This window comes from Nocardioides daeguensis, from assembly GCF_019192965.1.
Classification (GTDB): domain Bacteria; phylum Actinomycetota; class Actinomycetes; order Propionibacteriales; family Nocardioidaceae; genus Nocardioides; species Nocardioides daeguensis.
The window spans coordinates 180,981-205,200 of sequence record NZ_JAHTKU010000004.1 but is presented as its reverse complement, the minus strand read 5'-3'; the positions used below and the strand labels follow the sequence as shown (position 1 = coordinate 205,200).

24 protein-coding genes and 1 pseudogene are annotated in these 24,220 nt (G+C 71.9%); 12 read left to right on the top strand and 13 right to left on the bottom strand.

Annotated features, from left to right (window positions below; genetic code table 11):
* Positions 1-10: 10 nt before the first annotated feature.
* Entirely contained in the window at positions 11-883 is an 873-nt protein-coding gene (gene mshD, locus KU893_RS03895; RefSeq protein ID WP_257440850.1) for a mycothiol synthase, read from the bottom strand.
* Positions 884-952: 69 nt separating this feature from the next.
* On the opposite strand from mshD, the pseudogene KU893_RS23470 reads away from it, so the two are divergent.
* Together KU893_RS23470 and KU893_RS22510 are read left to right on the top strand one after the other, a co-directional pair.
* Positions 953-1,867, top strand: a pseudogene (locus tag KU893_RS23470) (glutamate synthase-related protein); the annotation flags it as partial.
* 115 nt (positions 1,868-1,982) lie between these two features.
* Positions 1,983-2,522, top strand: a complete 540-nt coding sequence (locus KU893_RS22510; RefSeq protein WP_372449659.1) for a glutamate synthase-related protein — start codon at positions 1,983-1,985, stop codon at positions 2,520-2,522.
* Between the two features lie 213 nt (positions 2,523-2,735).
* Here the strand turns inward: KU893_RS22510 and KU893_RS03885 are convergent, their stop codons facing one another.
* Entirely contained in the window at positions 2,736-3,476 is a 741-nt protein-coding gene (locus KU893_RS03885) for a winged helix-turn-helix transcriptional regulator (protein ID WP_218233004.1), read from the bottom strand.
* A 130-nt stretch (positions 3,477-3,606) separates the two neighbouring features.
* Here KU893_RS03885 and KU893_RS23465 point away from each other — a divergent pair, with 130 nt between their 5' ends.
* The 4 genes from KU893_RS23465 (at position 3,607) to KU893_RS03865 (ending at position 6,876) form a co-directional block, all read left to right on the top strand.
* Positions 3,607-3,882, top strand: coding sequence for a MoaD/ThiS family protein (locus tag KU893_RS23465; protein ID WP_218233003.1), 276 nt, complete (start codon positions 3,607-3,609; stop codon positions 3,880-3,882).
* Positions 3,883-3,965: 83 nt separating this feature from the next.
* On the top strand, positions 3,966-5,372 hold the full coding sequence (locus tag KU893_RS03875) for an O-antigen ligase family protein (RefSeq protein ID WP_218233002.1): 1,407 nt from the start codon (positions 3,966-3,968) through the stop codon (positions 5,370-5,372).
* The gene (locus tag KU893_RS03870) at positions 5,369-6,118 is read left to right on the top strand and encodes an FkbM family methyltransferase (RefSeq protein ID WP_218233001.1); all 750 of its coding nucleotides are present in this window, start codon (positions 5,369-5,371) and stop codon (positions 6,116-6,118) included. The genes KU893_RS03875 and KU893_RS03870 overlap by 4 nt, the downstream gene beginning before the upstream one ends.
* A 44-nt stretch (positions 6,119-6,162) precedes the next feature.
* Entirely contained in the window at positions 6,163-6,876 is a 714-nt protein-coding gene (locus KU893_RS03865) for a TylF/MycF/NovP-related O-methyltransferase (protein WP_218233000.1), read from the top strand.
* Positions 6,877-7,041: 165 nt separating this feature from the next.
* On the opposite strand, the gene KU893_RS03860 is transcribed toward KU893_RS03865, so the two are convergent.
* The 3 genes from KU893_RS03860 to KU893_RS03850 all read right to left on the bottom strand — a co-directional run bounded on the left by KU893_RS03860 (position 7,042) and on the right by KU893_RS03850 (position 10,060).
* A complete protein-coding gene (locus tag KU893_RS03860; RefSeq protein WP_218232999.1) occupies positions 7,042-7,749 on the bottom strand; it encodes a sugar transferase in 708 nt (235 codons plus the stop codon).
* A gap of 90 nt (positions 7,750-7,839) precedes the next feature.
* On the bottom strand, positions 7,840-9,069 hold the full coding sequence (locus KU893_RS03855; RefSeq protein ID WP_218232998.1) for a glycosyltransferase family 4 protein: 1,230 nt from the start codon (positions 9,067-9,069) through the stop codon (positions 7,840-7,842).
* Positions 9,070-9,076: 7 nt separating this feature from the next.
* Positions 9,077-10,060 (bottom strand): NAD-dependent epimerase/dehydratase family protein, encoded by a 984-nt coding sequence (locus tag KU893_RS03850; RefSeq protein ID WP_218232997.1) that lies wholly within the window; start codon positions 10,058-10,060, stop codon positions 9,077-9,079.
* Positions 10,061-10,376: 316 nt separating this feature from the next.
* On the opposite strand from KU893_RS03850, the gene KU893_RS03845 reads away from it, so the two are divergent.
* The gene (locus KU893_RS03845; protein WP_218232996.1) at positions 10,377-11,360 is read left to right on the top strand and encodes a GDP-mannose 4,6-dehydratase; all 984 of its coding nucleotides are present in this window, start codon (positions 10,377-10,379) and stop codon (positions 11,358-11,360) included.
* A gap of 19 nt (positions 11,361-11,379) precedes the next feature.
* Here KU893_RS03845 and KU893_RS03840 read toward each other — a convergent pair whose 3' ends face one another.
* Together KU893_RS03840 and KU893_RS03835 are read right to left on the bottom strand one after the other, a co-directional pair.
* The gene (locus tag KU893_RS03840; protein ID WP_218232995.1) at positions 11,380-12,279 is read right to left on the bottom strand and encodes a class I SAM-dependent methyltransferase; all 900 of its coding nucleotides are present in this window, start codon (positions 12,277-12,279) and stop codon (positions 11,380-11,382) included.
* 66 nt (positions 12,280-12,345) lie between these two features.
* Entirely contained in the window at positions 12,346-13,368 is a 1,023-nt protein-coding gene (locus KU893_RS03835; RefSeq protein WP_218232994.1) for a glycosyltransferase, read from the bottom strand.
* A gap of 78 nt (positions 13,369-13,446) precedes the next feature.
* Here KU893_RS03835 and gmd point away from each other — a divergent pair, with 78 nt between their 5' ends.
* From gmd to KU893_RS03820, 3 genes are all read left to right on the top strand, one after another.
* A complete protein-coding gene (gene gmd, locus KU893_RS03830) occupies positions 13,447-14,442 on the top strand; it encodes a GDP-mannose 4,6-dehydratase (protein ID WP_257440849.1) in 996 nt (331 codons plus the stop codon).
* A gap of 94 nt (positions 14,443-14,536) precedes the next feature.
* On the top strand, positions 14,537-15,430 hold the full coding sequence (locus KU893_RS03825; protein ID WP_218232992.1) for an FkbM family methyltransferase: 894 nt from the start codon (positions 14,537-14,539) through the stop codon (positions 15,428-15,430).
* 447 nt (positions 15,431-15,877) lie between these two features.
* Positions 15,878-16,219, top strand: coding sequence for a GIY-YIG nuclease family protein (locus KU893_RS03820; protein WP_257440848.1), 342 nt, complete (start codon positions 15,878-15,880; stop codon positions 16,217-16,219).
* A gap of 165 nt (positions 16,220-16,384) precedes the next feature.
* Here the strand turns inward: KU893_RS03820 and KU893_RS03815 are convergent, their stop codons facing one another.
* Together KU893_RS03815 and KU893_RS03810 are read right to left on the bottom strand one after the other, a co-directional pair.
* Positions 16,385-17,122: an SGNH/GDSL hydrolase family protein gene (locus KU893_RS03815; protein ID WP_218232991.1), complete on the bottom strand. Its 738-nt coding sequence runs from the start codon at positions 17,120-17,122 to the stop codon at positions 16,385-16,387.
* The gene (locus tag KU893_RS03810; protein ID WP_218232990.1) at positions 17,119-18,060 is read right to left on the bottom strand and encodes a hypothetical protein; all 942 of its coding nucleotides are present in this window, start codon (positions 18,058-18,060) and stop codon (positions 17,119-17,121) included. The genes KU893_RS03815 and KU893_RS03810 overlap by 4 nt, the downstream gene beginning before the upstream one ends.
* A 151-nt stretch (positions 18,061-18,211) precedes the next feature.
* Here KU893_RS03810 and KU893_RS03805 point away from each other — a divergent pair, with 151 nt between their 5' ends.
* Complete coding sequence (locus tag KU893_RS03805) at positions 18,212-19,549, top strand: MATE family efflux transporter (RefSeq protein WP_218232989.1); 1,338 nt, start codon at positions 18,212-18,214, stop codon at positions 19,547-19,549.
* 42 nt (positions 19,550-19,591) lie between these two features.
* Here the strand turns inward: KU893_RS03805 and KU893_RS03800 are convergent, their stop codons facing one another.
* The gene (locus KU893_RS03800) at positions 19,592-20,956 is read right to left on the bottom strand and encodes a class I adenylate-forming enzyme family protein (protein WP_218232988.1); all 1,365 of its coding nucleotides are present in this window, start codon (positions 20,954-20,956) and stop codon (positions 19,592-19,594) included.
* A 147-nt stretch (positions 20,957-21,103) separates the two neighbouring features.
* Here KU893_RS03800 and KU893_RS03795 point away from each other — a divergent pair, with 147 nt between their 5' ends.
* The gene (locus tag KU893_RS03795) at positions 21,104-22,369 is read left to right on the top strand and encodes a phthiocerol/phthiodiolone dimycocerosyl transferase family protein (protein ID WP_218232987.1); all 1,266 of its coding nucleotides are present in this window, start codon (positions 21,104-21,106) and stop codon (positions 22,367-22,369) included.
* Positions 22,370-22,380: 11 nt separating this feature from the next.
* Here the strand turns inward: KU893_RS03795 and KU893_RS03790 are convergent, their stop codons facing one another.
* Genes KU893_RS03790 through KU893_RS03780 form a run of 3 tightly spaced genes read right to left on the bottom strand, consistent with a single transcriptional unit; the run spans position 22,381 to position 24,154 of the window.
* The gene (locus KU893_RS03790; RefSeq protein ID WP_218232986.1) at positions 22,381-23,190 is read right to left on the bottom strand and encodes an SDR family NAD(P)-dependent oxidoreductase; all 810 of its coding nucleotides are present in this window, start codon (positions 23,188-23,190) and stop codon (positions 22,381-22,383) included.
* Positions 23,187-23,444 (bottom strand): phosphopantetheine-binding protein, encoded by a 258-nt coding sequence (locus KU893_RS03785; protein ID WP_218232985.1) that lies wholly within the window; start codon positions 23,442-23,444, stop codon positions 23,187-23,189. Before KU893_RS03785 ends, KU893_RS03790 begins: the two co-directional genes overlap by 4 nt.
* Before the next feature lie 8 nt (positions 23,445-23,452).
* On the bottom strand, positions 23,453-24,154 hold the full coding sequence (locus KU893_RS03780) for an acyltransferase (protein ID WP_218232984.1): 702 nt from the start codon (positions 24,152-24,154) through the stop codon (positions 23,453-23,455).
* Positions 24,155-24,220 lie beyond the last annotated feature (66 nt).

Below are 24,220 nucleotides of genomic sequence, written 5' to 3'. Positions count from 1 at the left end.
CGCAAGGGGGTTACGCGGAAACTTCGGGGACGTCCGCCCGCTGGTACTGCACGTGCGTGTCGGCGGCCGCGTGCTGGAAGCCGAGATCCTCGTAGAGCCGCCGGGCAGGGGTGTTGTCGGACTCGACGTAGAGCTGCACCTCGGCGACGCCGCGGGCCGCGAGGTGGTGCAGTCCGGCGACCGTGAGCACGCGGCCGAGGCCGCGCCCCTGGGCGGCGGGGGAGACGCCGACGACGTACACCTCACCGAGCGAGGCGTCGTGCTGCTTGGTCCAGTGGAAGCCCAGCAGTTCGCCGTCGTCGTCGACCGCGAGCAGCAACCCGGCCGGGTCGAACCACGGCTCGGCCATCCGCTCCGCCAGGCCGGCGGCGTCGAGCGCGCCCTGCTCGGGGTGGTGGGCGAAGGCCGCGGCGTTGACCGCGAGCACCGCGGCGGCGTCGTTCTCGCCGAAGTCGCGGATCCGGACGCCGGGGGGCGGCTCCACCCCCGGCAGCGGTACGGCGGCGGGCCGCCGCATCACCCACAGCTCCCTCGTACGGACGAACCCCCAGCGGCGGGCGAGCGCGGCGGCGCCCGGATGGTCGCCGTGCGACCACGCGGTCAGTGGACCGGGCTCGGCGAGCGCCAGCGCGCCCAGCGCCGCACCGAGCCCGCGCCCGCGGGCGGCCGGTGCCACGGCGAGGTCGAGCGCGTCGTCGTGGCGCAGCGCGAAGCCGTCCCGCGCGACCCAGGCACCGGTCCCGGCGAGCCCGTGGTGCTTGAGCCGGAGGGTCACCGCCTCGTCGACGGGGTCGGTCCCGTCCTGCTCCCGGCACGCGGCGCGGACCCGGCCGATCGCGTCGAGGGCCGGGGTGTCGGTCAACAGTGAGAGCTCCGAGGTCACCTCGCCACGCTATCCGGCCGCCCTGGCGCCGTTGTACACGCGACATCGCGACACGGTAGGACTTCCTCCATGAAGCTGAGCCACGCCGTGGGCGGGGCGGCCGTGGCGCTCGGGGCGCTCGCCGCTCGCGACCTCGCCCAGAAGAAGCACGCCCTGCAGCGCAACTTCCCGGTGATCGGGCACTTCCGCTACTGGCTGGAGACGATCGGTCCCGAGCTGCGTCAGTACATCGTGACCAGTAACGAGGAGGAGCGGCCGTTCAGCCGCGACCAGCGGACCTGGGTCTACGCCTCCAGCAAGGGGGAGAACAGCTACTTCGGGTTCGGCACCGACGTCGACGTCGAGCACGTCCAGGGACACGCCTACATCAAGCAGCGCACGTTCGCCGACGAGCTGCCCAGCGACCAGGACCACAACTGGACGCTGCCGGCGGCCAAGGTGCTCGGCGGTCCGCGGGGGCGCGCGAAGGCGTTCCGGCCGGACTCGGTCGTCAACGTGTCCGCGATGAGCTTCGGCTCGCTGTCGTCGCACGCGATCACCGCGATCAACAAGGGCGCCGCCGCGGCCGGATGCCTGCACAACACGGGCGAGGGCGCCATCTCGCCGTACCACCGCAACGGGGCCGGGCTCGTCCTGCAGATCGGTACGGCGTACTTCGGCTGCCGCGACGCGAACGGCGACTTCTCGCTGCCGCGCCTGAAGGAGATGATCGCCTCGGCGCCGGTCAAGGCGCTCGAGATCAAGCTCAGCCAGGGCGCGAAGCCCGGCCTGGGCGGACTGCTGCCGGCAGCGAAGGTGACTGCCGAGATCGCAGAGATCCGCGGCATCCCGGAGGGCAGGGACTGCTCGTCGCCGTCGCGGCACACCGCCTTCCGGGACGTCGACTCGATGCTCGACTTCGTCGAGATGCTGGCGGCCGAGACCGGCCTGCCGGTCGGCATCAAGTCCGCGGTGGGTGCGATGGACTTCTGGGAGGAGCTCGCCCGGCTGATGTCGCCCCGCGACCGCGGGGTCGACTTCGTCACCGTCGACGGGGGGAGAGGGTGGCACCGGCGCCGCGCCGCTGATCTTCGCCGACTCGGTCGCGCTGCCGTACCGGATGGGCTTCTCCCGGGTCTACGGGACGTTCGCGGAGATGGGGCTGACCGACGACGTCGCGTTCATCGGCTCCGCCAAGCTCGGGCTGCCCGACAATGCGATCGTCGCGTTCGCGCTGGGCGCCGACATGATCAACGTCGCCCGGGAGGCCATGCTCTCGATCGGCTGCGTCCAGGCGCAGAAGTGCCACACCGACCACTGCCCGACCGGCATCGCGACCCAGAACCCGTGGCTGGTCCACGGCCTCGACCCGGTGTCCAAGGCCGAGCGGTGCGCCGCCTACCTGCGCACCCTGCGCAAGGAGCTCACCCGGGTGTCGGCCGCCGTCGGCGTCGCGCACCCGTCCCTGATCACCTGCGCCGACGTCGACGTCTTCAACGGCGACTACGACGCCCGGTCGCTGGCGTCGGTCTACGGCTACAAGGACGGGTGGGGCGAGCTGGGGCCCGAGCTGCGCGAGCAGGTGCTGCGGCTGATGGGCACCGCCGACCACTTCGACGAGCAGGGGCGCACGTCGTGGCGCCCTGAGCTCGTCGAGTAGCCGCGAGCGCCAGCGAGCGGCGTATCGAGACGTCTCGATACGCCCTCGCCCAGGGGCTCGGGCTACTCGACGAGCTCCCGCGGGTTCGCAGGCTCACCCGCGGCGGCCTCAGGTTTCGAGACGCGTCGCTGGGGCCTCGCAGGCTCGGCCCTAGCCGACGCTCCTCAACCTCCGGCCGTCATCCGCGGGTTCGCAGGCTCACCCGCGGCGGCCTCAGGCGCGCTGCTCGTCGCGTTCGACGACGGCGGCGGCGTCGGCCTCGGCCGCTGCCTCCTTGGACGGCAGGACGAACCGGTAGCCGACGTTGCGCACGGTCCCGATCAGGGTCTCGTTCTCGGGGCCGAGCTTGGCGCGCAGCCGCCGGACGTGGACGTCGACGGTCCGGGTGCCACCGAAGTAGTCGTAGCCCCAGACCTCCTGCAGCAGCTGCTGCCGGCTGAACACCCGGCCCGGGTGCTGGGCGAGGAACTTGAGGAGCTCGAACTCTTTGAACGTCAGGTCGAGCGTGCGGCCACCCACCTTGGCGGTGTAGGTCGCCTCGTCGACGACGACCTCGCCGGAACGGATCAGGTGCGAGTCCGGGTCGGCGGCGTCGCGCGCAGCGTTGAGGCGGCCGATCGCCATCCGGATCCGGGCCTCGAGCTCGGCGGGGCCGCAGGTGTGCAGCACGACGTCGTCCATGCCCCAGTCGTGGTTGACGACGGCGAGGCCGCCCTCGGTCACGATGAGCACGACGGGGACGTCGCTGCCGGTCGTGCGGATCAGCCGGCACAGGTCGCGGGCGCCCGCGAGGTCCTGGCGGCCGTCGACGAGCAGCAGGTCCGAGCCGGGGGCGTCGAGCAGCGCGCTGCCCTCGGCGGGCAGGATCTTCACCTGGTGGCCGAGCAGCGCGAGACCGGGCAGGACCTCGGCCGAGGGTTGCAGTGCGCTGGTCAGCAGAAGGAGAGTGCTCATCCTGGCCTCCTCAACGGCGCGGCCGTTACGGCGGCACCGGGTCGAGACCGAAACGCAACGCTGGGCAACGGCCAGTTTTCTGGTGAGGGACGATACCGAAACATGTGGGCAACGGGGAAGGGGCGACGAGGTGAGTGAGACGCAGGTCATTCGGGTGCGCTACTGGGCCGCCGCCCGCGCGGCCGCCGGGATCGCGGAGGAGGAGGTGGCCGTGACCGGTCCCGTGACCCTCGCCGAGCTGCGCGCCGAGGTGGTCGGCCGGCACCCGGGCACCCGGCTGCCGGACGTCGTCGGCGTCTGCTCGGTGCTCGTCGGCGAGCGTCCGGTGTCCTCGGAGGACCCGGCCGCGGTCGTCGTCCACCCTGGCGAGACGGTCGAGTTCCTGCCTCCCTTCGCAGGCGGTTGATCACCGGCGGAGGAGAAAGTCCGTCGCCTAGACTCCCTTCCGCCGTTGTCGGTACGACGACAACGGACCCGACGAGGAGACCAGTGCCCAACCAGACCACCGCGCGACCGCCCACGGCGGCGAGGGGCGACGGCAGCACGGGTGTCGTCGAGCGCCGTGCGGTCACCGTCGCGATGGTGCTGCTGGCGGTCGTGCTGGCGGCCGTGTCCGCCCGCGGGCCGATCATGGCCCTGGTCGGGGTCGCCCTCGCCGGGTTCGTCGCCGCGCTCGCCGTTCTCGGCCGCGACCGGGTGGCGCTGCTGGTGATGATGGCGGCGTTCGCGACCGCGCCGATGTACAAGGGCGTCGCGCCGAGCCCGGACATGGCGATCACCCCGACGGACGGCCTGTTCGGCCTCGCCGTGCTGCTCCTGCTCCCGACCGTCCTGGGACGGCCTGTCCACCTGCCGCTCGGCTACGTGCTCGGCGTCCTGCTCGTGCTGACGACCGGCACGCTGTCGACGGTCTTCTCGCCGGCCCCTGTCGTCAGCGCCTTCCAGTTCGTCCAGTGGCTGATCGTGCTGGTCGGCCTCGTCGGCCTGATGGCGATCTGGGCGCCGGGATGGCGCACCGTCGACCTGCTGCTGTGGAGCTACGTCGCCGGTCACATGGCGAGCGTCCTCTACTCGCCGATCGGTGACTCGATCGCGGGCCGCAGCGTCGGCCTGACGCACCACCCCAACGCCTTCGGCGAGGCGGGCGTGATGGCCTTCGCGGCCCTGATGTACCTGTGGCGCCAGGGCACGTCGCTCTGGTACCGCCTGCTGGTCGCTGCCTGCGTGGCCGCCTCCCTGGCCTCGGTCGTGACCAGCGGCAGCCGGGCCGCCGCCGCAGTGGTCGCCGGGCTCGTGCTGATGGTGCCCTTCGTCGAGCGCTCGGCGGTCAAGGGCTTCGTCCTGGCCATGCTCATCGCGATCGGCATCGTCGCGCTGCCGCTGCTCATCGACTCCTCGGGCGACACCTCCGCGCTGAGCCGTCTCGCCGGCACCGGGGACGCCCTCGTCGCCGACCAGGCCCGGCTCAACGCGCAGAACTTCGGCCTCGACCTCTTCTTCCAGCACCCCGTGCTCGGCAACGGCTTCGCCCAGGCGATCTACGTCCACAACGTGGTGCTCGGCGTCGCGGTGAGCATCGGCCTGCTCGGCCTGCTCGGCTATCTGATGGTGCTCTTCACGATGGCGCGGCCGATCATCGGCACCCACGTCAACCGCCGGATCGGCTACCTCGTGTGGGCGTTCATCGCGATCACGCCCACGGTGCCGGCCCTCGAGGACCGCACCCTGTGGGTGCCGATGGCCCCGGCGATCCTGCTCGCGATGGGGATGCGTCCCGACCGCGACGGCACCGACGACACCGGCGACACCGACGGCCCCGAGACCGAGGGGGAGGACGACGCCGACCTCGCCCTCCCCGTGACCACCGCGACCGACCTGACGGAGACCTCTCGATGAGCAACGGCCCCGACCAGAGCCTGAAGAACCGCGTCCGGGAGCGAGCCAAGCTCGCCGTCCGCGGCGGGCTGCACCGCCTCGACCTCGACGTCAGCCGCGGCATCTTCACCCGGCAGGTCGCCCGGACCCTCGACGCGAGGGGCATCGACACCGTCCTCGACGTGGGCGCCAATGTCGGCCAGTACGCGCTCGGCCTGCGCCGCTCCGGGTACACCGGACGGATCGTCAGCTGCGAGCCCCTCTCCGGTGCGTTCGGCGAGCTCTCCCGCCGTGCAGCGAAGGACCCGCACTGGCACGCGGTCAATGCCGCCGTCGGACGGGAGCCCGGCGAGACCGACATCAACGTCGCGGCCAACTCCTACTCCTCCTCGATCCTCGGCATGACCCAGGCCCACCTCGACGGCGCGCCCGACTCGGCGTACGTCGCGGTCGAGCGGGTCGAGGTGACCACGGTCGCCGCGCTCGTCGAGAGGTTCGCGATCGAGCCCTCCCGCACGCTGCTCAAGATCGACACCCAGGGCTACGAGGCCGAGGTGATGGCCGGTGCCGGCGACCTGCTCGGCCGCTTCGACGCGATGCAGCTCGAGGTCTCCTTCGTGGAGCTCTACGAGGGCCAGCAGCTGGCCGAGCAGACCATCGCGGTGCTGCGTGAGCACGGCTACCGCCTGCAGAGCCTCGAGACCGGGTTCTCCGACCCGACCGGACGCCTGCTGCAGTGCGACGTCCTCGTGGTCCGCGACCACTGACCCACCCCGCTCCCTCCACCCCCACCGACAGGAGACCACCTCTCGTGGCACGTTCCCTCCAGGACGCCCTGGCCAGCTTCCGGATCAAGTCCAAGGTCGCGATCGCGAAGGTCGGTGTCGACAGCCGTCGCCTCGACACCCTGGTCAACCTGCCGAAGATCGAGACCTGGCGACGTGAGCACGTCCCCGCCGGCACCCCCGCCTTCGACGAGCGCACCGAGATGTACGACCACGTGCACGCGCAGCTGATCGGCGACGCGCCGATCGACTACCTCGAGTTCGGCGTCTTCCAGGGCGACTCGATCCGGCACTGGTCCAGCCTGAACAAGAACCCCGAGTCCCGCTTCTACGGGTTCGACTCGTTCGAGGGCCTGCCCGAGGACTGGAAGCGCTTCGACGGCCAGATGGTCAAGGCCCACTTCGACGTCGACGGCGCGCTGCCCGACATCGACGACGAGCGGGTCTCCTTCGTGCCCGGCTGGTTCCAGCACACCCTCGACTCCTTCCTGGAGAAGTTCGAGCCCCAGGGACAGCTCGTCGTCCACGTGGACTCCGACCTCTACTCCTCGGCCCTCTACGTGCTCACCCGGCTCGACGCGCTGCTCGCCCCGGGCACGATCGTGGTCTTCGACGAGTTCTCTTCGGTGCTCAACGAGTTCCAGGCGCTCGACAACTACTGCTCCGCCTACATGCGGGAGTACGACGTGCTCGCCTCCGCGTGGCACTACTTCGGTCACCTCGCCATCCAGATGCGCTGAGCGACACCCTGCAACGAGAGAACCCCAGGCCGAGGCCTGGGGTTCTCTCGTTGCAGGGTGGGTTTCGACGCGCGTGTCGCGGCTTCGCGAGCTCAGCCGCGGCGCTTGCTCAACCTTCGCTCACCACGTCGAGTCCGCTCGTTCCTCGCGGGCTCGACTGTTCGCTCAGGCGACGTCGGCCTCGGCGGCCGGGGCGACGTACCGCTGGGGGGCGAGCTCGTGGGTGTGCACGCGGCGGCGGCGCGGCTCGGCGAGGCGCAGCGCCTTCTCGTAGGTCATCGGCTTGCGCAGCCCGAAGGTGATCAGCACCGTGTGGAGCAGGATCATGAAGTCGAGCCGGAGGCTGGGGGCCGTGGCCGCGCGCATCGAGTACGCCGACTCCAGGGCCAGCCGCTGCTGGTCGTCGATGCCGTGGCGGCCGATCAGCTGGGGGAGGCCGGTGAGGCCCGCCGGGGTCACCCAGCGCGCGTCGATGTCGCCGTGCTGGTCACGCAGCGCGTCGCGGACGACGTCGGTCAGCGGGCGGGCGCCGACGATGCTCATCTCGCCGCGCAGCACATGGACGAACTGCGGGATCTCGTTGAGCCCGAGCCGGTCGAGCACGCGGCCGACCGGCGTGTAGAGCGGCGAGTCCGGCGGCGTGTTCAGGAAGCGGCCTGCCTCGACGGGCGCCGTCACCTTGTTGGCGTTGGGCACCATCACCCGCAGCTTCATCATCTCGATGGCGGTACTGGGACCCACCCAGCGCCGCGACTTGTAGAAGATCGGTCGACCGGACAGCACCAGCACGGCAACCGCGGAGAGTGCCACGACAGGCACCCACACCACAGCAGCCAGGCAGATGACGACGACGTCGAACGCCCGCTTCTTCACCAGTGACCTCCACCAGAAATGTGTCCCCGAATGCGGGTGAGGCGGTCCCGCGAACCTCTCAACGACCGAGTGCCGTGGGAGATACGCGTCTCACGAGAACTTTGCGAGGGATCGCCGATCACCGGCCGGGACGCCCGCCTGAGCAGCAAGCAGGCGCTCGAACCTCGTCGCACACCCCTCGAGCGCGAACTCCTGCTCGGCCAGGTCCCGGGAGGCCTCACCGAGCTCGGTGCGGAGGTCGGAGTCGGCCAGGACGCCGCTCACCCAGCTCGCCGCCTCGTGCAGCGAGCCGTCGGCCGGCGGGAGCACGAGACCGCCGGCGCGCGTGACCAGCGACGAGGCGAGGTTCTCGCCCGGCATCAGGCCCAGTACGGGACGCCCCGCACACAGGTAGGACAGCGTCTTGGACGGCACCGAGAAGGCGCCGGCCTCCTGCTCGAGGAGCACCACGAGCACGTCCCCGCTGCCGAGCACCTCCGGCAACCGCTCGTAGGGCTGGAACGGCAGCAGGGTGACGGGTACGTCGAGCCGGCGCGCCTCGTCCTGCAGCACCTCCACCGCGGGGCCCTCGTTGACGACCACCAGGCGCACCGGCTTCCCGGCGTCGTGCACCGCGCGCGCCAGGCGGACCAGGAGCGCGGGGTTGTGCTTGAGGCCGAGGGTGCCCGAGTAGACCAGCGTCGCGACGTCGTCGAGCTCGTGCTCGATCGCCCAGTCGTTCTTGCGCTCGGTGGGGACGATCTCGTCCAGCGGGGCCCAGTTGGGGATGACGGTGACCTTGTCGGCGGTGCCCCACTTCTCGTGGACGGGCACGAAGGACGGCGCGATGGCCACGATCGCGGCGGCGCGCCGCGAGCACCACCGCTCCGCCACCTCGAACGCCCACGCCACCAACGCGAACCGCTTCGGCAGCTTGCTGCCGGTGAACGACCGCACCGCGACGGCGTACACGTCCTGGTGCCACAGCACCCACGGCCGGCGGAGCAGCGCCATCACGAACGAGAAGATCACCAGGGTCGGGATCTGCACGTTGGACAGCATCACGATGTCGGGGTCGACCTTGCGGACGTGCTGCACCAGCTCGAAGCCGCGGCGGACCTCGCGCACCAGCCGCTGTGCCATCCGCTGGTTGTCGACCTTCTTCGCGCCGCCGATCGCCTCGAAGACGATCGACTCACCCGGGGCCGCTGCCAGGCGCCCCTTCCCGGAGACGTAGCCCTCGACGTACGAGTGCGTGACGTCGTGCCCGCGCCGGGCCAGCTCACGGCTGAGCTCGGCCTGGAAGGGGTGCCCGCTGTGGTCGTGGACGAGGATCCGCACCGGCCGGTCAGCCCTGCGCGCGCTTCACCTGGTCGTAGACCCAGGCGTAGGTCGTCGCCAGTCCGTCGGCAAGGCTGATCGACGGCTCCCAGCCGAAGACCTCGTTGATCAGTGTGTTGTCGGAGTTGCGGCCGCGCACGCCCTGCGGGGCGGACAGGTCGTACTTCCGCTCGCACTTGATGCCGGCGATCTCCTCGACGATCGAGTAGAGCTGGTTGATCGAGACCAGCTCGGCCGAGCCCAGGTTGATGGCGTCCTCGTGGTCGCCGGCGAGGATCATCTGGGTGCCCTTGACGCAGTCGTCGACGTACATGAAGGACCGGGTCTGCTCGCCGTCCCCCCAGATCTCGAGCTCGTGCCGGCCGGAGATGACCGCCTCGGCGATCTTGCGGCACACCGCGGCCGGGGCCTTCTCGCGGCCACCGGTCCACGTGCCCTCCGGGCCGTAGACGTTGTGGTAGCGGGCCATCCGGGTGGTGAGGCCGAAGTCCTCGCGGAAGTGGCGGGCCATCCGCTCGGTGAACAGCTTCTCCCAGCCGTAGCCGTCCTCCGGCATGGCCGGGTAGGCGTCGGCCTCCTTGAGAGCGGTCACCGACGGGTCGGTCTGCTTGTCGGCGGCGTAGACGCACGCCGAGGAGGAGTAGAAGTAGCGCTCGACGTCGTACTTCTGCGCTGCCTGGAGCATGTGGGTGCTGGTCAGCACCGTCAGCATGCACAGGGCCTTGTTGTTCTCGATGAAGCCCATGCCGCCCATGTCGGCGGCGAGCATGTAGACCTCGCGCGCCCCCTTGGTCGCGGCTTCGGCCTGGTCGAGCAACGACAGGTCGCCGACGGAGTTCTGCGCGTCCGGGTGGACCTGGTACCACTCGTCGATCGGCTTCACGTCGACCGAACGAACCGTCTTGCCCTGGGCGAGGAGGTCAGCGACGAGGTGACCTCCGATGAATCCGCCGCCACCGGCGACGAGAACATCAACTGGGCCCGAGTTCATGCGCACTCCTCATGTCGATTGGATCCGCCCCCCAGCGTCGTGTGACCAACGAGATGCGACCGGGGGCGTCACGCCCTGGCGTCGGCGTTTGTCGACGACCGTGCGAAGTCGGGACCAAGGGCCCGGTCCGGCGCGGCCCACTAGGGCGTGTCTCCCAAGTCCCCGCCTGCTCCGCGACGTTTCCGACTCGATCTGGCGGCGTTGGCGTCGCTCGAAGGGCGATCCGGCACGACTTCGCTCCGCCGCCTTGCCAGATCGGCCGCAAACGCCGCTCGCGACGGCGCTCACTTGGGAGACACGCCCTAGGGTGAGGGGCGTGCGTACCGCCCTCGTCACCGGTGTCGCGGGGCAGGACGGGATCTATCTCGCGCGCTCCCTCCGCGCCGCCGGCACTGCAGTCGTCGGGACCGTCGCGCCCGGGTTCGGCGCCGACGACCCGCGCCGGGTCTACCTCGACGGGGTCGACCTGCGCCCCCTCGACGTCCGTGACGGCGCGGCGCTCGAGGCGCTGGTCGCCGCAGTCGAGCCCGACGAGGTCTACAACCTCGCCGCGCTGAGCTCGGTCGGACGCAGCTGGGAGGAGCCGGAGCTGACCGCGGCCACCAACGCCGCGCCCGTCGAGCACCTGGTCACCGCGCTGCTCCGGCTGCGCGCCGAGCGCGGCCACGACGCCCGCCTGTTCCAGGCCTCCTCCGCGGAGGTGCACGGCAGCGCCGCCGACAGCCCCTACGCCCGGGCCAAGGCCGCGGCCGACGAGGTGGTCCGCCGGGCGCGGGCCGACCACGACCTGTTCGCGGTCTGCGGCGTGCTCCACAACCACGAGAGCCCCCTGCGGTCGACGCGCTTCGTCACCCGCAAGATCACGCTCAGCGCTGCCGAGATCGCGCTCGGCCTGCGCGACACGGTCAGCCTCGGCAACCTCGACGTACGCCGCGACTGGGGCTTCGCCGGCGAGTACGTCGAGGCGATGCGGCTCCAGCTCGCCCACGACGTGCCGCTCGACCTCCCGCTGGGCACCGGTCGGGCGCACTCCCTGCAGGACCTGCTCGAGCAGGCGTTCGCCGCCGCCGGCCTGGGCGAGCCCGGCGACCGCGTCGTCCAGGACCCCGCGTTGCTCCGGCCCTCCGACACCTCGGTGTTCGTCGCCGACCCCGAACCGGCCGCGGCCGCGCTCGGCTGGCGGGCACAGGTCGGCTTCCACGCCCTGGTCGAGCACATGGTGCGCGTCGACCTCGAGCGGCTGCGCAGCGGCGTGCCGGAGGCGGTCGACTACCTCCTGCCGACGGGCATCCGGGCCTGAGCCGGCCCGGCGCCCGGGATCAGCCCTTGCGGGCCCGGACGTCCAGCACGATCCGCGGCGCGAGCCGGCTGGCGACGGCCTTGTCGAGCAGCCAGGAGGCGGGACCGATGGTCCACTGCGGCGGGTTCATCGACGCGAAGTAGGCGCGCGAGGTCAGCGTGTAGCGCAGCTTGGGCTCGGCCACGACGTCGACGAAGCCGAGCCGGTTGAGCTGGGCCGTGATGCTGCGGCGGGTGTGCAGGATCCAGTGGTGCTGGGCGATCCGGCGGTCCGGCACCTTCGCGACCCGGCCCCGGGTCAGGTTCTTGACGCCGAGCGCGGCGCCGTCGGCGGCCGTCCAGTGCGGCGTCTGCAGGAACAGCACCCCGCCGGGCCGCAGCATCGTGTGCACCTCGCTCAGCAGCTGGTCGCCGTCCGGGACGTGGGCGAGCACGCACCACAGCGTGGCGGCGTCGCCGTCCTCGACGTGACCGAGGTCCTCGAGCACGCCGAGGTCGAGGTCGACGTCGTAGCGCTCCTTGGCGAGCTCGACGGCGCCCTTGGCGATCTCGTTGCCCGTGACGGCGAAGCCGCCCTCGTCACGGGCCAGGCTCAGGAAGTGGCCGTCGCCCGCGCCGACGTCGTAGATCACCGGCGCGCCGCCGCGGCCGGCGTCCTTCGGCAGGGCGTTGCGGATCCACGTGATCGCGTCGCGCCACGCCTCCGGGCCGGCCTGCTCACGCTTGATGTCGACCCAGTCGCTGTAGCCCTCGGCGGTCAGCTCGGTCTGGAGCTCGATCGCCTCCTGCCGCTCGGCCGCCTCGTGGTCGGCCCAGTAGTGGACCCCGCAGTCGCGGCACGCGGTGATCTGGCGTCCGGTGGCGCCGGAGGCCGGGCCGGTGCGGACGCGGGAACCGGCGCAGGCCGGGCAAACGGGCATCGAGTCCTCCGAGGCAGGGTTCGGGTCGGGGCAAGGCTAGGGGTTCGAGCGGCGGCGCGGGGCCGGTCAGGAAAGACCGGCCCGGATCACCGCCGCCGTACGACGCCAGGTGAACGCCGCCGCGAAGGCCTGCCCCGCCGCCAGCTGCTCGGGCGTGAGCGCGAGCGCGGCCGCGAACGCCGTCGCCAGGTCGGCCGGCGTGGTGGAGGCCGCGGTGACGGCGTGCCCACCGGTCACCTCGGCCAGCGCGGGGTCGGTCGAGATCACGGCCGGGATGCCGAGCCGGATCGCCTCGGCCGCCGGGAGGCCGAAGCCCTCGAAGTCGGAGGGGAACACCACCAGGCCGGCGCCGGCGAAGGCACGGGCGAAGGCGTCGTCGTCGAGCCACGGCATCAGCTCGATCCGGTCGCCGACGCCGAGGCGGCGCACCTGCTCCTCGGCCGCGGCCCGGTCGCGTGCGCCCATCCCGACCAGGCGCAGCCGCCAGCCGTCGGCCTCGGGGGAGTGGGCCGCGCAGAAGCGCGCCCAGCCGTCGATCACGGCGTTCGCGTTCTTGTTGCCGTAGTGGCCGAACGCGATGGCGTAGGGGTGCTCGGGGTCCGGGGCGTCGGGCTGCGGCCAGGCAAGTGCATGGTCGGACCCGAGTGCCGCGGTCTCGGCGCGGGCGGACAGCGACGGGTGCAGGTCGGCCAGGTCGTGCAGCGTACGGTCGGAGATGGTGAAGATCCGGTCGGCCAGGCGCAGGCTCCACAGCCACGACACCTTGCGGGCGATCCGGGTCTTGCGGCTGAACTGCTCGGGCCGCAGCTCGAAGCGCAGGTCGTAGAGGATCACGCCGCGCGGGCTGCGCGAGCCGAGGAGGCCGCTGGCGGGCACCGCCGCGAGCACCGCGTCCGCACCCAGGCGGCGCGCGGCGCGTCGTACCGCCACCGAACGCAGCCACAGGCCGCCGAGCGGGCCGCCCGGTTGGTCGAGGACCTCCGCGTGCGCGCCCTCGGGGAGCGGGAACGTCTGGCCCTCGGGGCCGAAGAGCACCGAGATCCGGTCGTTCGGGAAGGTCTCGGCCCAGGCCCGGACGAGGTGTTCCATCACGATCGTCACGCTTCCGGTGCGGACGACTACGGAATCTACGACCAGATGCACGAGGCGCGACGATACTGTGCCCCCGTGACCAAGCGCGCACTCATCACCGGGATCACCGGCCAGGACGGCTCCTACCTCGCCGAGCTCCTTCTCGGCAAGGGCTACGAGGTGCACGGACTGGTCCGACGGTCCTCGACGCTGAACCGCAGCCGGATCGACCACCTCCACGGCACCGCGGACCTCCACCTGCACTACGGCGACCTCACCGACGGGGTGAGCCTGAGCAACCAGCTGCGCGACATCGAGCCGCACGAGGTCTACAACCTCGGCGCCCAGAGCCACGTGAAGGTCTCCTTCGAGCTGCCCGAGTACACCGCCTCGACCGACGCCGTCGGCACGCTGCGGCTGCTCGAGGCGATCCGCGCGGCCAAGCTGGACTGCCGGTTCTACCAGGCGTCCACGTCCGAGATGTTCGGCGCGACCCCGCCGCCGCAGAACGAGTCGACGGTGTTCTACCCGCGCTCGCCGTACGGCGCCGCGAAGCTCTACTCGCACTGGGTGACCGTCAACTACCGCGAGGCCTACGACCTGTTCGCGGTCTCCGGGATCCTGTTCAACCACGAGTCGCCGCGGCGCGGCGAGAGCTTCGTGACCCGCAAGATCACCCTCGGTGTCGCCTCGATCAAGCTCGGCATCACCGACCACCTCGACCTCGGCAACCTCGAGGCCGTGCGCGACTGGGGCTATGCACCGGAGTACGTCGAGGGCATGTGGCGGATGCTGCAGCACGACGAGCCGCAGGACTACGTGCTCGCCACCGGCATCGGTACGACGGTCCGTGAGTTCTGCCAGTACGCCTTCGCCCACGCGGGGCTGGACTGGGAGGACCACGTCCGCTACGACAAGAACTTCGAGCGACCCACCGAGGTCGACGCCCTGATCGGCGACGCCTCGAAGGCGCACGACGTCCTCGGCTGGAAGGCCGGCACCGACGCCAAGGCACTCGCCGAGCTGATGGTCGACGCCGACGTCGAGCACCTCGGCCGGCTGGTCCGACACAAGCGCGAGCTCGCCGACTGACCACGCGGGCGGCTTCTCCGGTGCGCTCGACCGACGGGCCGGCAATTGTGGCGACCCGGCGTGCGAGCCCGCCGGGAGCGCTAGGGTTCCGCGCGTGACCGGACTCGGAACCCTTGCTTCCACCGCCAAGCGACGCATCGGATGGGTCGTCCGTGACCGCTTCCCGTTCCGTCCCGTGGTGCGCCAGGTCCAGGGCGTCGAGCTCGTCCTGCCCTGGTCCCACCGCCTTCCGGACTACGCGGTGTGGCAGCCGACGTACGGGCAGAACCTCGTCGAGCTGGGCCGCCTGCTCGCCGCCACCGGCCCCCTGACGGTCCTCGACGTCGGCGCCAACGTCGGCGACTCCGCCGTACAGATCCTCAACGCCGCCGACGGCAAGGTGCTGTGCATCGAGGCCGACAAGGCCTACCTCGACTTCCTCCACCGCAACGTCGACCGCGATGCCCGGGTCACCGTCGTCGAGGCGCTGCTGACCGTCGACGGCGCCGACAGCGGCACCACCGCGGTCCGCACCGGCGGCACCACCCGCTTCGTCGAGGGCGCCACCGGCGACGCCATGCCCACGGTCTCGCCGACCTCGCTGCGCACCGATCACCCGGACTTCGAGCGGCTGCGCCTGGTCAAGTCCGACACCGACGGGTACGACGTCAACCTGGTCCCCGCGATCGCCGAGGCCTGGCACGACGCCCAGCCGGTCCTCTTCTTCGAGTACGACCCCTACCTGACCCGCCTCGCCGGCTTCGACCCCGACGCGGTCTGGACCCGCCTCGCCGAGCTCGGCTACGAGCACGTCGCGGTCTGGGACAACGGCGGCCTCGTCGTCGGCCGCACCACCACCGACCGCATCGCCCAGCAGGCCCGGGTCCTCGACGACGTCCCCGGCGGCCGCGCCCGCTCCCGGATCTACTGGGACGTCGCCGTCGTCCATCGCGACGACGCCGACGGCCTGAAGGCGATCACCGACCTGGTACCCGACCCGCTGGCCTGAAACCTCCCGGTGGTTGAGGTGCGACGAGCGCTAGCGAGGCTTCCCCGGTGGTTGAGGTGTGACGAGCGCTAGCGAGGAGCCTCGAAACCTCCGGGCCTGCTGCCGGTACTTGACCGTGGTGCCTGTCCCGGTGGTTGAGGTGTGACGAGCGCTAGCGAGGGCCTCCCCGGTGGTTGAGGTGTGACGAGCGCTAGCGAGGAGCCTCGAAACCTCCGGGCCCGCTGCTGGTACTTGGCCGCGGGAGCCTCGCGGAATCACGGTCGGTGGTTTCGAGGCTCGGCCGCGGGCGGCCTCGCACCTCAACCACCGGAGGGGGCTCGGCCGCGGGCGGCCTCGCACCTCAACCACCGGAGGGGGCTCGGCCGCGGGCGGCCTCGCACCTCAACCACCGGCACTGCCGCTCTTGTCCACAGGGCGCGTGGAGTGCTGTTTGGTGGGCATCGCGCCGTGGCACGGACAGTCATGCCGTGGACCTACATCGTTCGTTGCTCCGACGACTCCTACTACGTCGGCAGCACGTGGGACATCGACGCCCGGCTGTGGCAGCACAACCACAGCGACGAGCTGGGCGCCACCTACACGCGTCGGCGGCGTCCGGTCGCGTTGGTCTGGAGTGCCTGGTTCGACAGGATCGAGGACGCCTACCTCTTCGAGAAGCGGGTCCAGGGCTGGAGCCGGAAGAAGCGGGAGGCCCTGATCCGCGACGACTACACCGCGTTGCCCGGTCTCTCCCGCCGGGCTGCTGTCCAGCGCCGGGAAGCCGAGTCCGACAGCGCTGCGGATGGTTGACAGCCCTCCCGGTGGTTGAGGTGCGACGAGCGCTAGCGAGCCCTCCCGGTGGTTGAGGTGCGACGAGCGCTAGCGAGGAGCCTCGAAACCTCCGGGCCCGCTGCCGGTACCTGGCCGCGGGAGCCTCGCGGAATCGTGGTCGGAGGGGGCTCGGCCGCGGGCGGATCAGGGGAGCAGGGTGGCGACGGCCCGGCGGGCGACGTCCCGGCCGGCGGCGTTGGTGTGGCAGCCGTCGTCGGTGAGCTCGTCGCGCATCAGTCCGTCCGGGCCGGCCAACGCGTCGGTCATGTCGAGCAGCCGCAGCGGCGGGTGCGCGGGGGCGGCGCTGACGGCGAGGGTGAGTGCCGAGCGGACGGCCCGGTGGGCGGCGAGGCGTTCCTCGGGGGAGCCGGCGACGGGGAAGGCGGCGTGGTCGTAGCTGTCCAGGCACGGCGGGACCGGTACGACGATGGTGCCCACCGGGGTGCCGAGGCGCTCGACCAGGCCCTGCACGCGCTCGACGTACGACGACACGAAGCCCACGTCCGCGCCCTGGGTCAGGCGCGGGGCGAGGTGGCAGCGGATGTCGATCTCGCCGAACGAGAAGAACCAGGCGGCGTCGCGGGCGCCGGGGATGCGGGCGATCAGGCGTGCGGTGCGCCGCAGCGTGGGCGGGAAGTCGTCGCGGGCGATGGAGTACATGACGCGCGGGCCCAGGTGCCAGGTCCAGCGGCGCTCCCCGGTGCGGAGGATGCCGGGCAGGGGCGAGTGCTCGGTGTTGAAGGTGACCGAGTGCGAGTCGCCGACCCACACCTCGTCGACCTGGCCGCGCAGGGCGGCGAGCAGCAGCCGGAACAGCGCGATCCAGCCGCGCAGCCGGGCCCGGCGCAGCCGGAGGAACGCGCGCAGGGAGGCGGCGTTCACCGCGAGCGCACCGCGTCGGCGATCGCGTCGGCGTACTTGACCCGGCCCTCGTAGGCGAAGTGCTCGGTCGCGTTGAAGCTGTCCTCGAAGTCCTCGTCCTCGAGGTGGATGTCGAGCATCGGACCGATCGAGGAGGAACCGCGGGCGAGGGCGTCGTCCTGGAGCGCCTTGTGGGAGCGGACGTGCGCCTCGAACTCGCCGGGGAAGTGCATCTCGCCGCGCTGCATCGGAGGCCGGGTCCACACGCCGACGGCCGGGACGCCGTATTCCTCCAGGCGACGGGCCAGTGTCGTGAGCGCGTCGAGGCGCGGGCTGTCGGCGCGCAGCTGCTCGCCGTAGAAGTAGTCGAAGCGGAGCCGCTCCAGCTCGATCGGCCACGGCGCCATGCCGGTGCCGACCAGCTGCTCGCGGTACCAGCCGATGGTGCGCAGGCCGTTCCACCGGCTCTCGACGGGGTGGGCGAGGAAGACGTCGCGCTCCTCGTCGGTGGCGACCGCGCCGCCGCGCCCGACGTAGCGGACCTTGCGGTGGGCGCCGGGCACCTTGGCCATCGCGGCCAGCGAGCGGTGGTAGCCGGTGATCGGGTCGGCGACGATGTGGGTCGCGGTGCTGGTGCGCAGCGCGAGCGTGAACACGACCGCCTTCGGGCGGCGGTCCAGCGCGGTCAGCAGCCGGACCGCCTCGCTGTGGATGGGGGCGCCGAAGCCGGGGCCGGCGAGGTTGACGACGTTGCCGAGGCGCTGGCCGAGCAGCTCCGGCAGCCGGGTGCGGTCGGTGTCGCGCAGCGACCAGCACAGCGTGGAGCTGTCGCCGAGCACCAGCACGTCCACGTCCTCGGTCTCGAGGCGACGCCGGGCCTGCTCGACCTGGCGCAGTGGCACGTCGATCATCCGGCTGCGGAGCCGGCGGATCTTGCTGAGCTGACGCTGCACGCGCACCGAGCCCTGTGCTCGGTGGAGTGCGGAACTGAGGGCCACGGTGGTCACGATGACACAACGGATGTGGGGGATTGTCGTTACCGGCACGGCCCTGCCTGCTGCGTGCAATGATCTGGCCCGTGCTTCCCCCCGGCAACAGGCTGCGTCGCCGATGACCGCCCAGGAAGGCTCCGCGAACCGTCGGTTGAGCCTCGTCACGGTCGACCAGATCCTGTCGAGCCTGTCGAACATCGCCGCCCTGATCTGGGTCGCGCACGCGTTCGAGCCGATCGACTTCGGCCGCTTCAGCCTGGTGGTGATGGTCTACACCGTCGCGCAGGTGGTGTTCCGCAGCCTGATCGCGACCACCGCGGTCGTGCACCCCGAGGACGTCGACGCCCGCCCCGGCGCGATCCTGGGCTCCACGCTGGTCCTCGGCATCGGTGCCGGCGCGCTGTGCTCGGCCGCCGGCCTGGCGCTGGTGTCGTCCGACAGCGCGATGGGCGGGCCGATTCTCGTGTTCGGCCTGGCGCTGCCCTTCCTGGTGCTGCACGACGTCGGTCGCTATCTCGCGATCGCCCGGCAGCGCCCCGGCGGCGCCGTCGTCCTCGACGGGATCTGGTTCCTGCTGCTGCCCGTCGGCCTGATCGGGACCCGTGCGGCGGGCCTGGACTCGCTGACCTGGCTGATCGCCGCCTGGACCGGCTCCGGCGTCATCGCCTCGCTGTGGGTCTTCGTGCAGTGCGGCGCGCCGACCGGCGGGGGCGTGCGCTGGCTCCGCGAGCGCTGGGACTTCTCCTGGCGCTCGACGGTGAGCGGTCTCGCCGCCAGCGGTACGGCGCTCGCGACCGCGTCGCTGATGACGCTGTTCAGCGGGCCGCTCGCGGTCGCCGCGTTCCGGGCGGCGACCCTCCTCGGCGCGCCCAGCACCGCCGTCCAGATGGCGGTCGGGATCTCCGCGGCGGCGGACATCGCCCGGGAGCGGACCGATCCGCGGGCGGTGTGGCACCACGTCCGACGGGCGATCGCGATCGCGACGGCCGTCGGCGTCCTGAACCTCGTCGTGCTGGTGTTCTTGCCGGACGTCCTCGGCCATGCCGTGCTGGGCGAGGCGTGGGACGTCGTCGAGCCGCTCATGCTCGCGCTCAGCCTCAAGGTGCTGCTGATGGCGGCGCAGAGCGGGCTGCGGGCCTCGCTGATCGGGACGCACCGGATCCAGGCGGCCATGGTCACCGACATCGTGTCGATCGTGCTGGTCGGGGCGTGCATGGTCCTCGGCGCCGCCTGGGGCGACGCCGAGGGCGCGCTGTGGGCGATGGCCGTCGGCACCGGTGTCTCCACCGTGTGCTGGTGGATCGCGGTGATCTGGAAGGGCCGCGGCCCGCTGCCGGAGCTGCCCGCGACCGCCGACGAGGCCGCCGGCGAGACCGCCGAAGAGGCAGCCGAAGAGACCGCCGAGCCGGTGCTCGCGCGACCGGTCCGGGTGGCGCCGGGCAAGCATCGCGCCTGAGCGCCGCCCGCCCGCCGCCCGACCGCAGCCAGGGGGCCCGGATCAGCCCCGGACCATCTTGCCGCCCTTGGTGGCGGCGGCCAGCGCGGCCTCGTCGACGACCTTGATGCTGCGCGGCTGCCAGGCGCGGGGCAGGTCGGCGCACGCCGTCCGGACCGCGTCCTTGACCGCCCTCTCGTCCGCGTCGCCGGCGAGCACGACCTCGACCGCGACGACCGCGCCGACCATCGGGTTGCTGCGGCCGTGGACGCGCGCCAGCCGGACACCGGGTACGGCGCCGACGCGCTCCTCGATCGGCAGCGGGTGCACCTTCACGCCGCCGACGTTGATCACCTCCGAGGACCGGCCACGGAAGAGCACCCGGTCGTCGACGACCTCGACCAGGTCGCCGGTCGACACCCAGCCGTCGTGCTCCTCGGGCGCACCGGCGGTGTCACCGGCATAGCCGAGCATCCCGGTTCCGGCGCGGACCTGCAGCTCGCCGTCGTGCACCCGCAGCACGGCGTCGGGGTTCTCGGGACTCCACAGGCTCGTGGTCGCGAGACCGGGCCGGCCGTCGCGGACCGAGGCGATCGAGCCGAACTCGGTCGACGCGTAGACCTGCGAGATCCGGGCGGCCGGGAACGCCGCCTCGAGGTCGACGAGCAGGTCGGGGGAGCTGGCCTCGCCGCCGAGCGTGATCTGTTGCAGCGGCGGCAGCTCCGCGCCGCTGCTGCGGGCCTCGGCGAGCAGGAAGCGCCAGTAGGTCGGGGTCGCGCTGACGCAGGTGATCCGGTCGCGCAGCAGCGCGGTGAGGCCGTCGCGCGGCTGGCGCGGGAAGGGCGCGACCAGCGTCGCCCGGGCGGCCATCACGTGCAGCAGCACCTGGACGCCGGCGAACTGCTGCGGGCCGTAGGCCAGCAGCCAGCGCTGCTCGGGCCGCGGCGACGTGGTGGCACCGCGACGGGTCAGCACCGCCCAGTCGTGACGGGCCGCCTTGGGCAGGCCGGTGGTGCCGGTGGTGCGGATCATCAGCGGCTGCGGACCGTCGTACGACGGCAGGCCGGCCGGGTCGCCGTCGAGCTCGTCGGGCCGCAGGACCGTGAGCGTGGCGGGCAGGTCCGTGCGCCGGGTGACGACGGTGTCGTGGCCCAGCGCGGCCGCCTGTTCGGCGAACTGGGTGGCGTCGAGGTCCGGCTGGTACTGGCACGGCTCGCAGCCGATCGCGGCAGCACCGCCGAGCAGGCGCAGGATCCACGCGGCGTCGGGCTCGAGCACGGCGAAGCGCTCGATGCCGCGCTCGCGAAGCCCGGCGGCGACGCGGCGGGCGCCGTCGTACAGCTCGGCGTAGGTGAGCGTGCTCTCGGGGGTCTCGACGGCCACCTGCTGCGGCCGTGCGGCCGCCGCTTCCTCCAGCAACCCGATCATCGGCGTCGACTCCTCTCGCGGCCCGTCCGGGGGGAGGACGACGGGCCGGGGCGAGTATCGCGCATGGGACGCGGCCGTCACCCGCAGTCCGCCGATCAGTTGGGCAGGGGACAGGATCGTCCTGTGTCCCGAGAGGCTGGAGTGCGCGTGGGTGCCCATCGTCCGATGACGGTCGCGGAGAAGTACTACACCTTCCTCGACCAGGCCTGGCCGAGCACCGCGATGATCTCCGCCGACCTCGACCGGTGCTTCGACCCCGACGAGGTGGACCGCGTCTGGCAGGAGTTCCGGACCCGCCGGGTGCTGGCCCGGGCCGCGGCCACCGAGGACCTCACCATCGCCGACGTCGGCATCGACCAGGACACCTTCCGCAGCGACGTGCTGCCCAGCGCCGCGTGGGACCGGGCGTTCGAGGAGGAGGGTGACACGCCCTGCGACCTCGGTGTCCCGCTGCGCTGCCACTACCTGAGCAGTCCCGAGGAGGGCCGCTCCCGGGTGATCTTCAACGGCCACCACGCCGTCATCGACGGCCGGATCGGGATCACCGAGCTGCAGTGGTTCGTTCGGCTGCTCGACGGCCAGGACGTCCCCGAGCAGCAGCTGCTCTCCGAGCCCGCGGTGCCGGCGCAGCCGCACGCCTGGCAGCAGAGCCGGACGGCGATGATCGACCTGCTCCGCGAGCTCAAGGCTCGCAACGCCGCGTACGGCGCCCCGCAGCCGGCCGCGTGGCCGGACAGCTCGGTGCCGCGCCGGTCCTGGCTGCGGCAGGTCGAGATCGGTCCCGAGACCTCGGCCCGGGTCGTCGCCGACGGCCGGGCGCACGGCGCCAACCCGTTCGCCAACGTGGTGTCCGCGCTGCTCGCCAGCACCGCGCGGGTGCTCTGCGGCGGCGACGCGACCCTCCAGCTCGCCGCGCCCGCCGACCTCGGCACCCCGCCGAGCGATCCGAACCAGGCGCCGGCGATGGCGATCGCCGTACTGGCCCACCCGTTCGAGGTCGCGGTCGACGACCGGTGGTCGCTGGCCGGTCAGGTCAAGGCGGCCGTGGTCGAGGCGCTGGAGCGGGGGGAGGGCGACCTCTTCTTCCACCTCGCCCGGCTGGAGAACGTCAGCGACCTCGCGGTCGGACGCGACCGGATCGCCGCCGCGCTGAGCGCCGGACCGCCGTCGGTGGTCGTCAGCAACATGGGCGTCGTCGACCCCGGCACCGACCCGGACTGGCTGCGCAGCGTGCACGGGCAGCTGGTGGCCGCGCCCAACCAGGTGGTGTTCCTTGCGCTGACCTCCTACCGGGGCCGGCTGGTGCACACCTTCGCGACCGACGACAACCGCGTCGCACCCGACCAGCGCGAGGCCCTCGTGAAGGAGTACCTCACGCTGATCGGCGTGGACGACGCGACGATCAGGGAGTGATCAGGGACTGGTCAGGCGGTGAGGCCGCCGTCGATGACCAGCACCTGACCGGTGATCCAGTCGTTGGCCGGGTCGACCAGGAAGGACACCGCGCGGGCGATGTCCTCGGGGTCGCCGAGCCGGCCGGCCGGCGTACGGCGGATGATCTGGTTGAGCTGGCCGTCGTCGAGGCCGTGGCTCATCTCGGTCTTCAGGTAGCCCGAGGCGATGCTGTTGACGGTGATCTTGCGCGAGCCCACCTCGCGGGCCAGGCCGCGGGTGAAGCCGTCGAGCGCGGCCTTCGTGGCGCCGTACACGCTCAGGCCCCGGTAGCCGGTCAGGCCGGTGATCGAGGAGATGTTCACGATCCGGCCGCCGCCGTGGGCGAGCATGTTGCGGACCACCTGCTTGGTGAGGTGGATGGTCGCCTTCAGGTTGAGGTCGATCACCGTGTCGGAGTCCTCGTCGCTGAACAGCGCGAGGATGCCGTCACGGGCGACGCCGGCGTTGTTGACCAGCACGTCGACCGACTTCCACTCGGCCACGACGTCCTTGAAGAACCCCGTGCACTGGTCGCGGTCGGCCATGTCGGCCTTGCGGAACAAGAAGCGGTCGGCGTACGCCGGGTCCGACTGCCAGGCGCGGACCGCGTCGGTCTCGCTGCGGGCGCAGGTGGCGACCCGGTCACCGGCGTCGAGGAAGTGCTGGACGATGCCCTCGCCGAGACCTCGACTGCCGCCGGTGATGATGACCGTGCGGGGTGCCGCTGACTCGGGGGCCCCGGGAAGTTGTCCGGCGGAGGAGCGGAGCGGGGGAGGCGAAGAGCTTTCTGGGTTGGTCATGCGGACGCAGCGGTCGCGTCGGCGTAGAACGCGACGATGTCGGTCACCGTCTCGGGCAGCAGGCCGGCACCGAACGGGTCGGTGCCGAACTCGTCCTCGAGAATGGCGGACAGCTCGGCGGTCTCCAGGGAGTCCAGCCCGAGGCCGTCCTCGCCGTGGAGCGTGGCGCCGAGGGAGACCGTCTTGTCCTCGCGGTCCGAGCGCTCCAGCAGCTCGGTGACGATGGTGACGATCCGGGACTCAATGTCGTTCATGGCGACCTCTACTCAGATGGGGGGTTCGCAGGGCCAACGACGCCACGGGGTCCTTGGTAACGGGCGCGGTCGTAGACGTGTCGCGGAATGTCGATCGGCGCCAGCCGGCGGGCCGGGACGCCACCGTGCAGGTGGGCGCCCTTCGCCTCCTGGCCGGTCCACGTCGTGGAGCCGGCGGCGATCAGCGCACCCTCGCCGACGACGGTGCCCGGCAGCATCGTGCAGGAGGTCGCGACCACGGCCCGGTCGCCGATGGTGACGGGATCGAGGATGATGCCGCCATTGGTGGGGTCGAAGGCGTGGGACAGCAGGGTCGAGCGGATGCCGGTGACCCAGGTGTTGTCGCCGAGGACGATGCCGCCGCCGCAGTCGAGGTAGTGCTGGCTGATGATGTGGGAGTCGTCGCCCATCCGCAGCGTGCGCAGGTCCTCGGTCTGGGTGGCGCCCGGCTCGTAGCCCGAGTCGCCGACCACCTGGTTGAACAGCATGATCCGGCAGCCGACGCCGAGCTTCACCAGCCGCAGGTCGCGGAACAGGTTGAAGTGGTTGATCAGCGCCCCTTCGCCCAGCTCGAACCGGTCGACGCGACGGACCAGGTTGATGCCCACGACGGCCGTGTCGGGGACGGCATGCCCCAACCTGCGCAGCAGCCGGTTCTTCAGCCTGCTCGGGGGCAGCAGGAAGACAAGGGTCGTCAGGGCCTGGCGCACGCGGCGCAGCCTACACAGGCCGGAAGCGGCGCGACGCGTAACCGCGGACCTGCTCCGGTGGCGCTT

Excerpts from the sequence above, each read along its gene's own strand:
- KU893_RS22510 (WP_372449659.1), top strand. The coding sequence starts at position 1,983 with ATGGGCTTCTCCCGGGTCTACGGGACGTTCGCGGAGATGGGGCTGACC.
- KU893_RS03885 (WP_218233004.1), bottom strand. The coding sequence starts at position 3,476 with ATGAGCACTCTCCTTCTGCTGACCAGCGCACTGCAACCCTCGGCCGAG.
- KU893_RS03870 (WP_218233001.1), top strand. The coding sequence starts at position 5,369 with ATGAGCAACGGCCCCGACCAGAGCCTGAAGAACCGCGTCCGGGAGCGA.
- KU893_RS03850 (WP_218232997.1), bottom strand. The coding sequence starts at position 10,060 with ATGAACTCGGGCCCAGTTGATGTTCTCGTCGCCGGTGGCGGCGGATTC.
- KU893_RS03840 (WP_218232995.1), bottom strand. The coding sequence starts at position 12,279 with ATGCCCGTTTGCCCGGCCTGCGCCGGTTCCCGCGTCCGCACCGGCCCG.
- KU893_RS03835 (WP_218232994.1), bottom strand. The coding sequence starts at position 13,368 with ATGGAACACCTCGTCCGGGCCTGGGCCGAGACCTTCCCGAACGACCGG.
- KU893_RS03805 (WP_218232989.1), top strand. The coding sequence starts at position 18,212 with ATGACCGCCCAGGAAGGCTCCGCGAACCGTCGGTTGAGCCTCGTCACG.
- KU893_RS03800 (WP_218232988.1), bottom strand. The coding sequence starts at position 20,956 with ATGATCGGGTTGCTGGAGGAAGCGGCGGCCGCACGGCCGCAGCAGGTG.
- KU893_RS03790 (WP_218232986.1), bottom strand. The coding sequence starts at position 23,190 with ATGACCAACCCAGAAAGCTCTTCGCCTCCCCCGCTCCGCTCCTCCGCC.
- KU893_RS03785 (WP_218232985.1), bottom strand. The coding sequence starts at position 23,444 with ATGAACGACATTGAGTCCCGGATCGTCACCATCGTCACCGAGCTGCTG.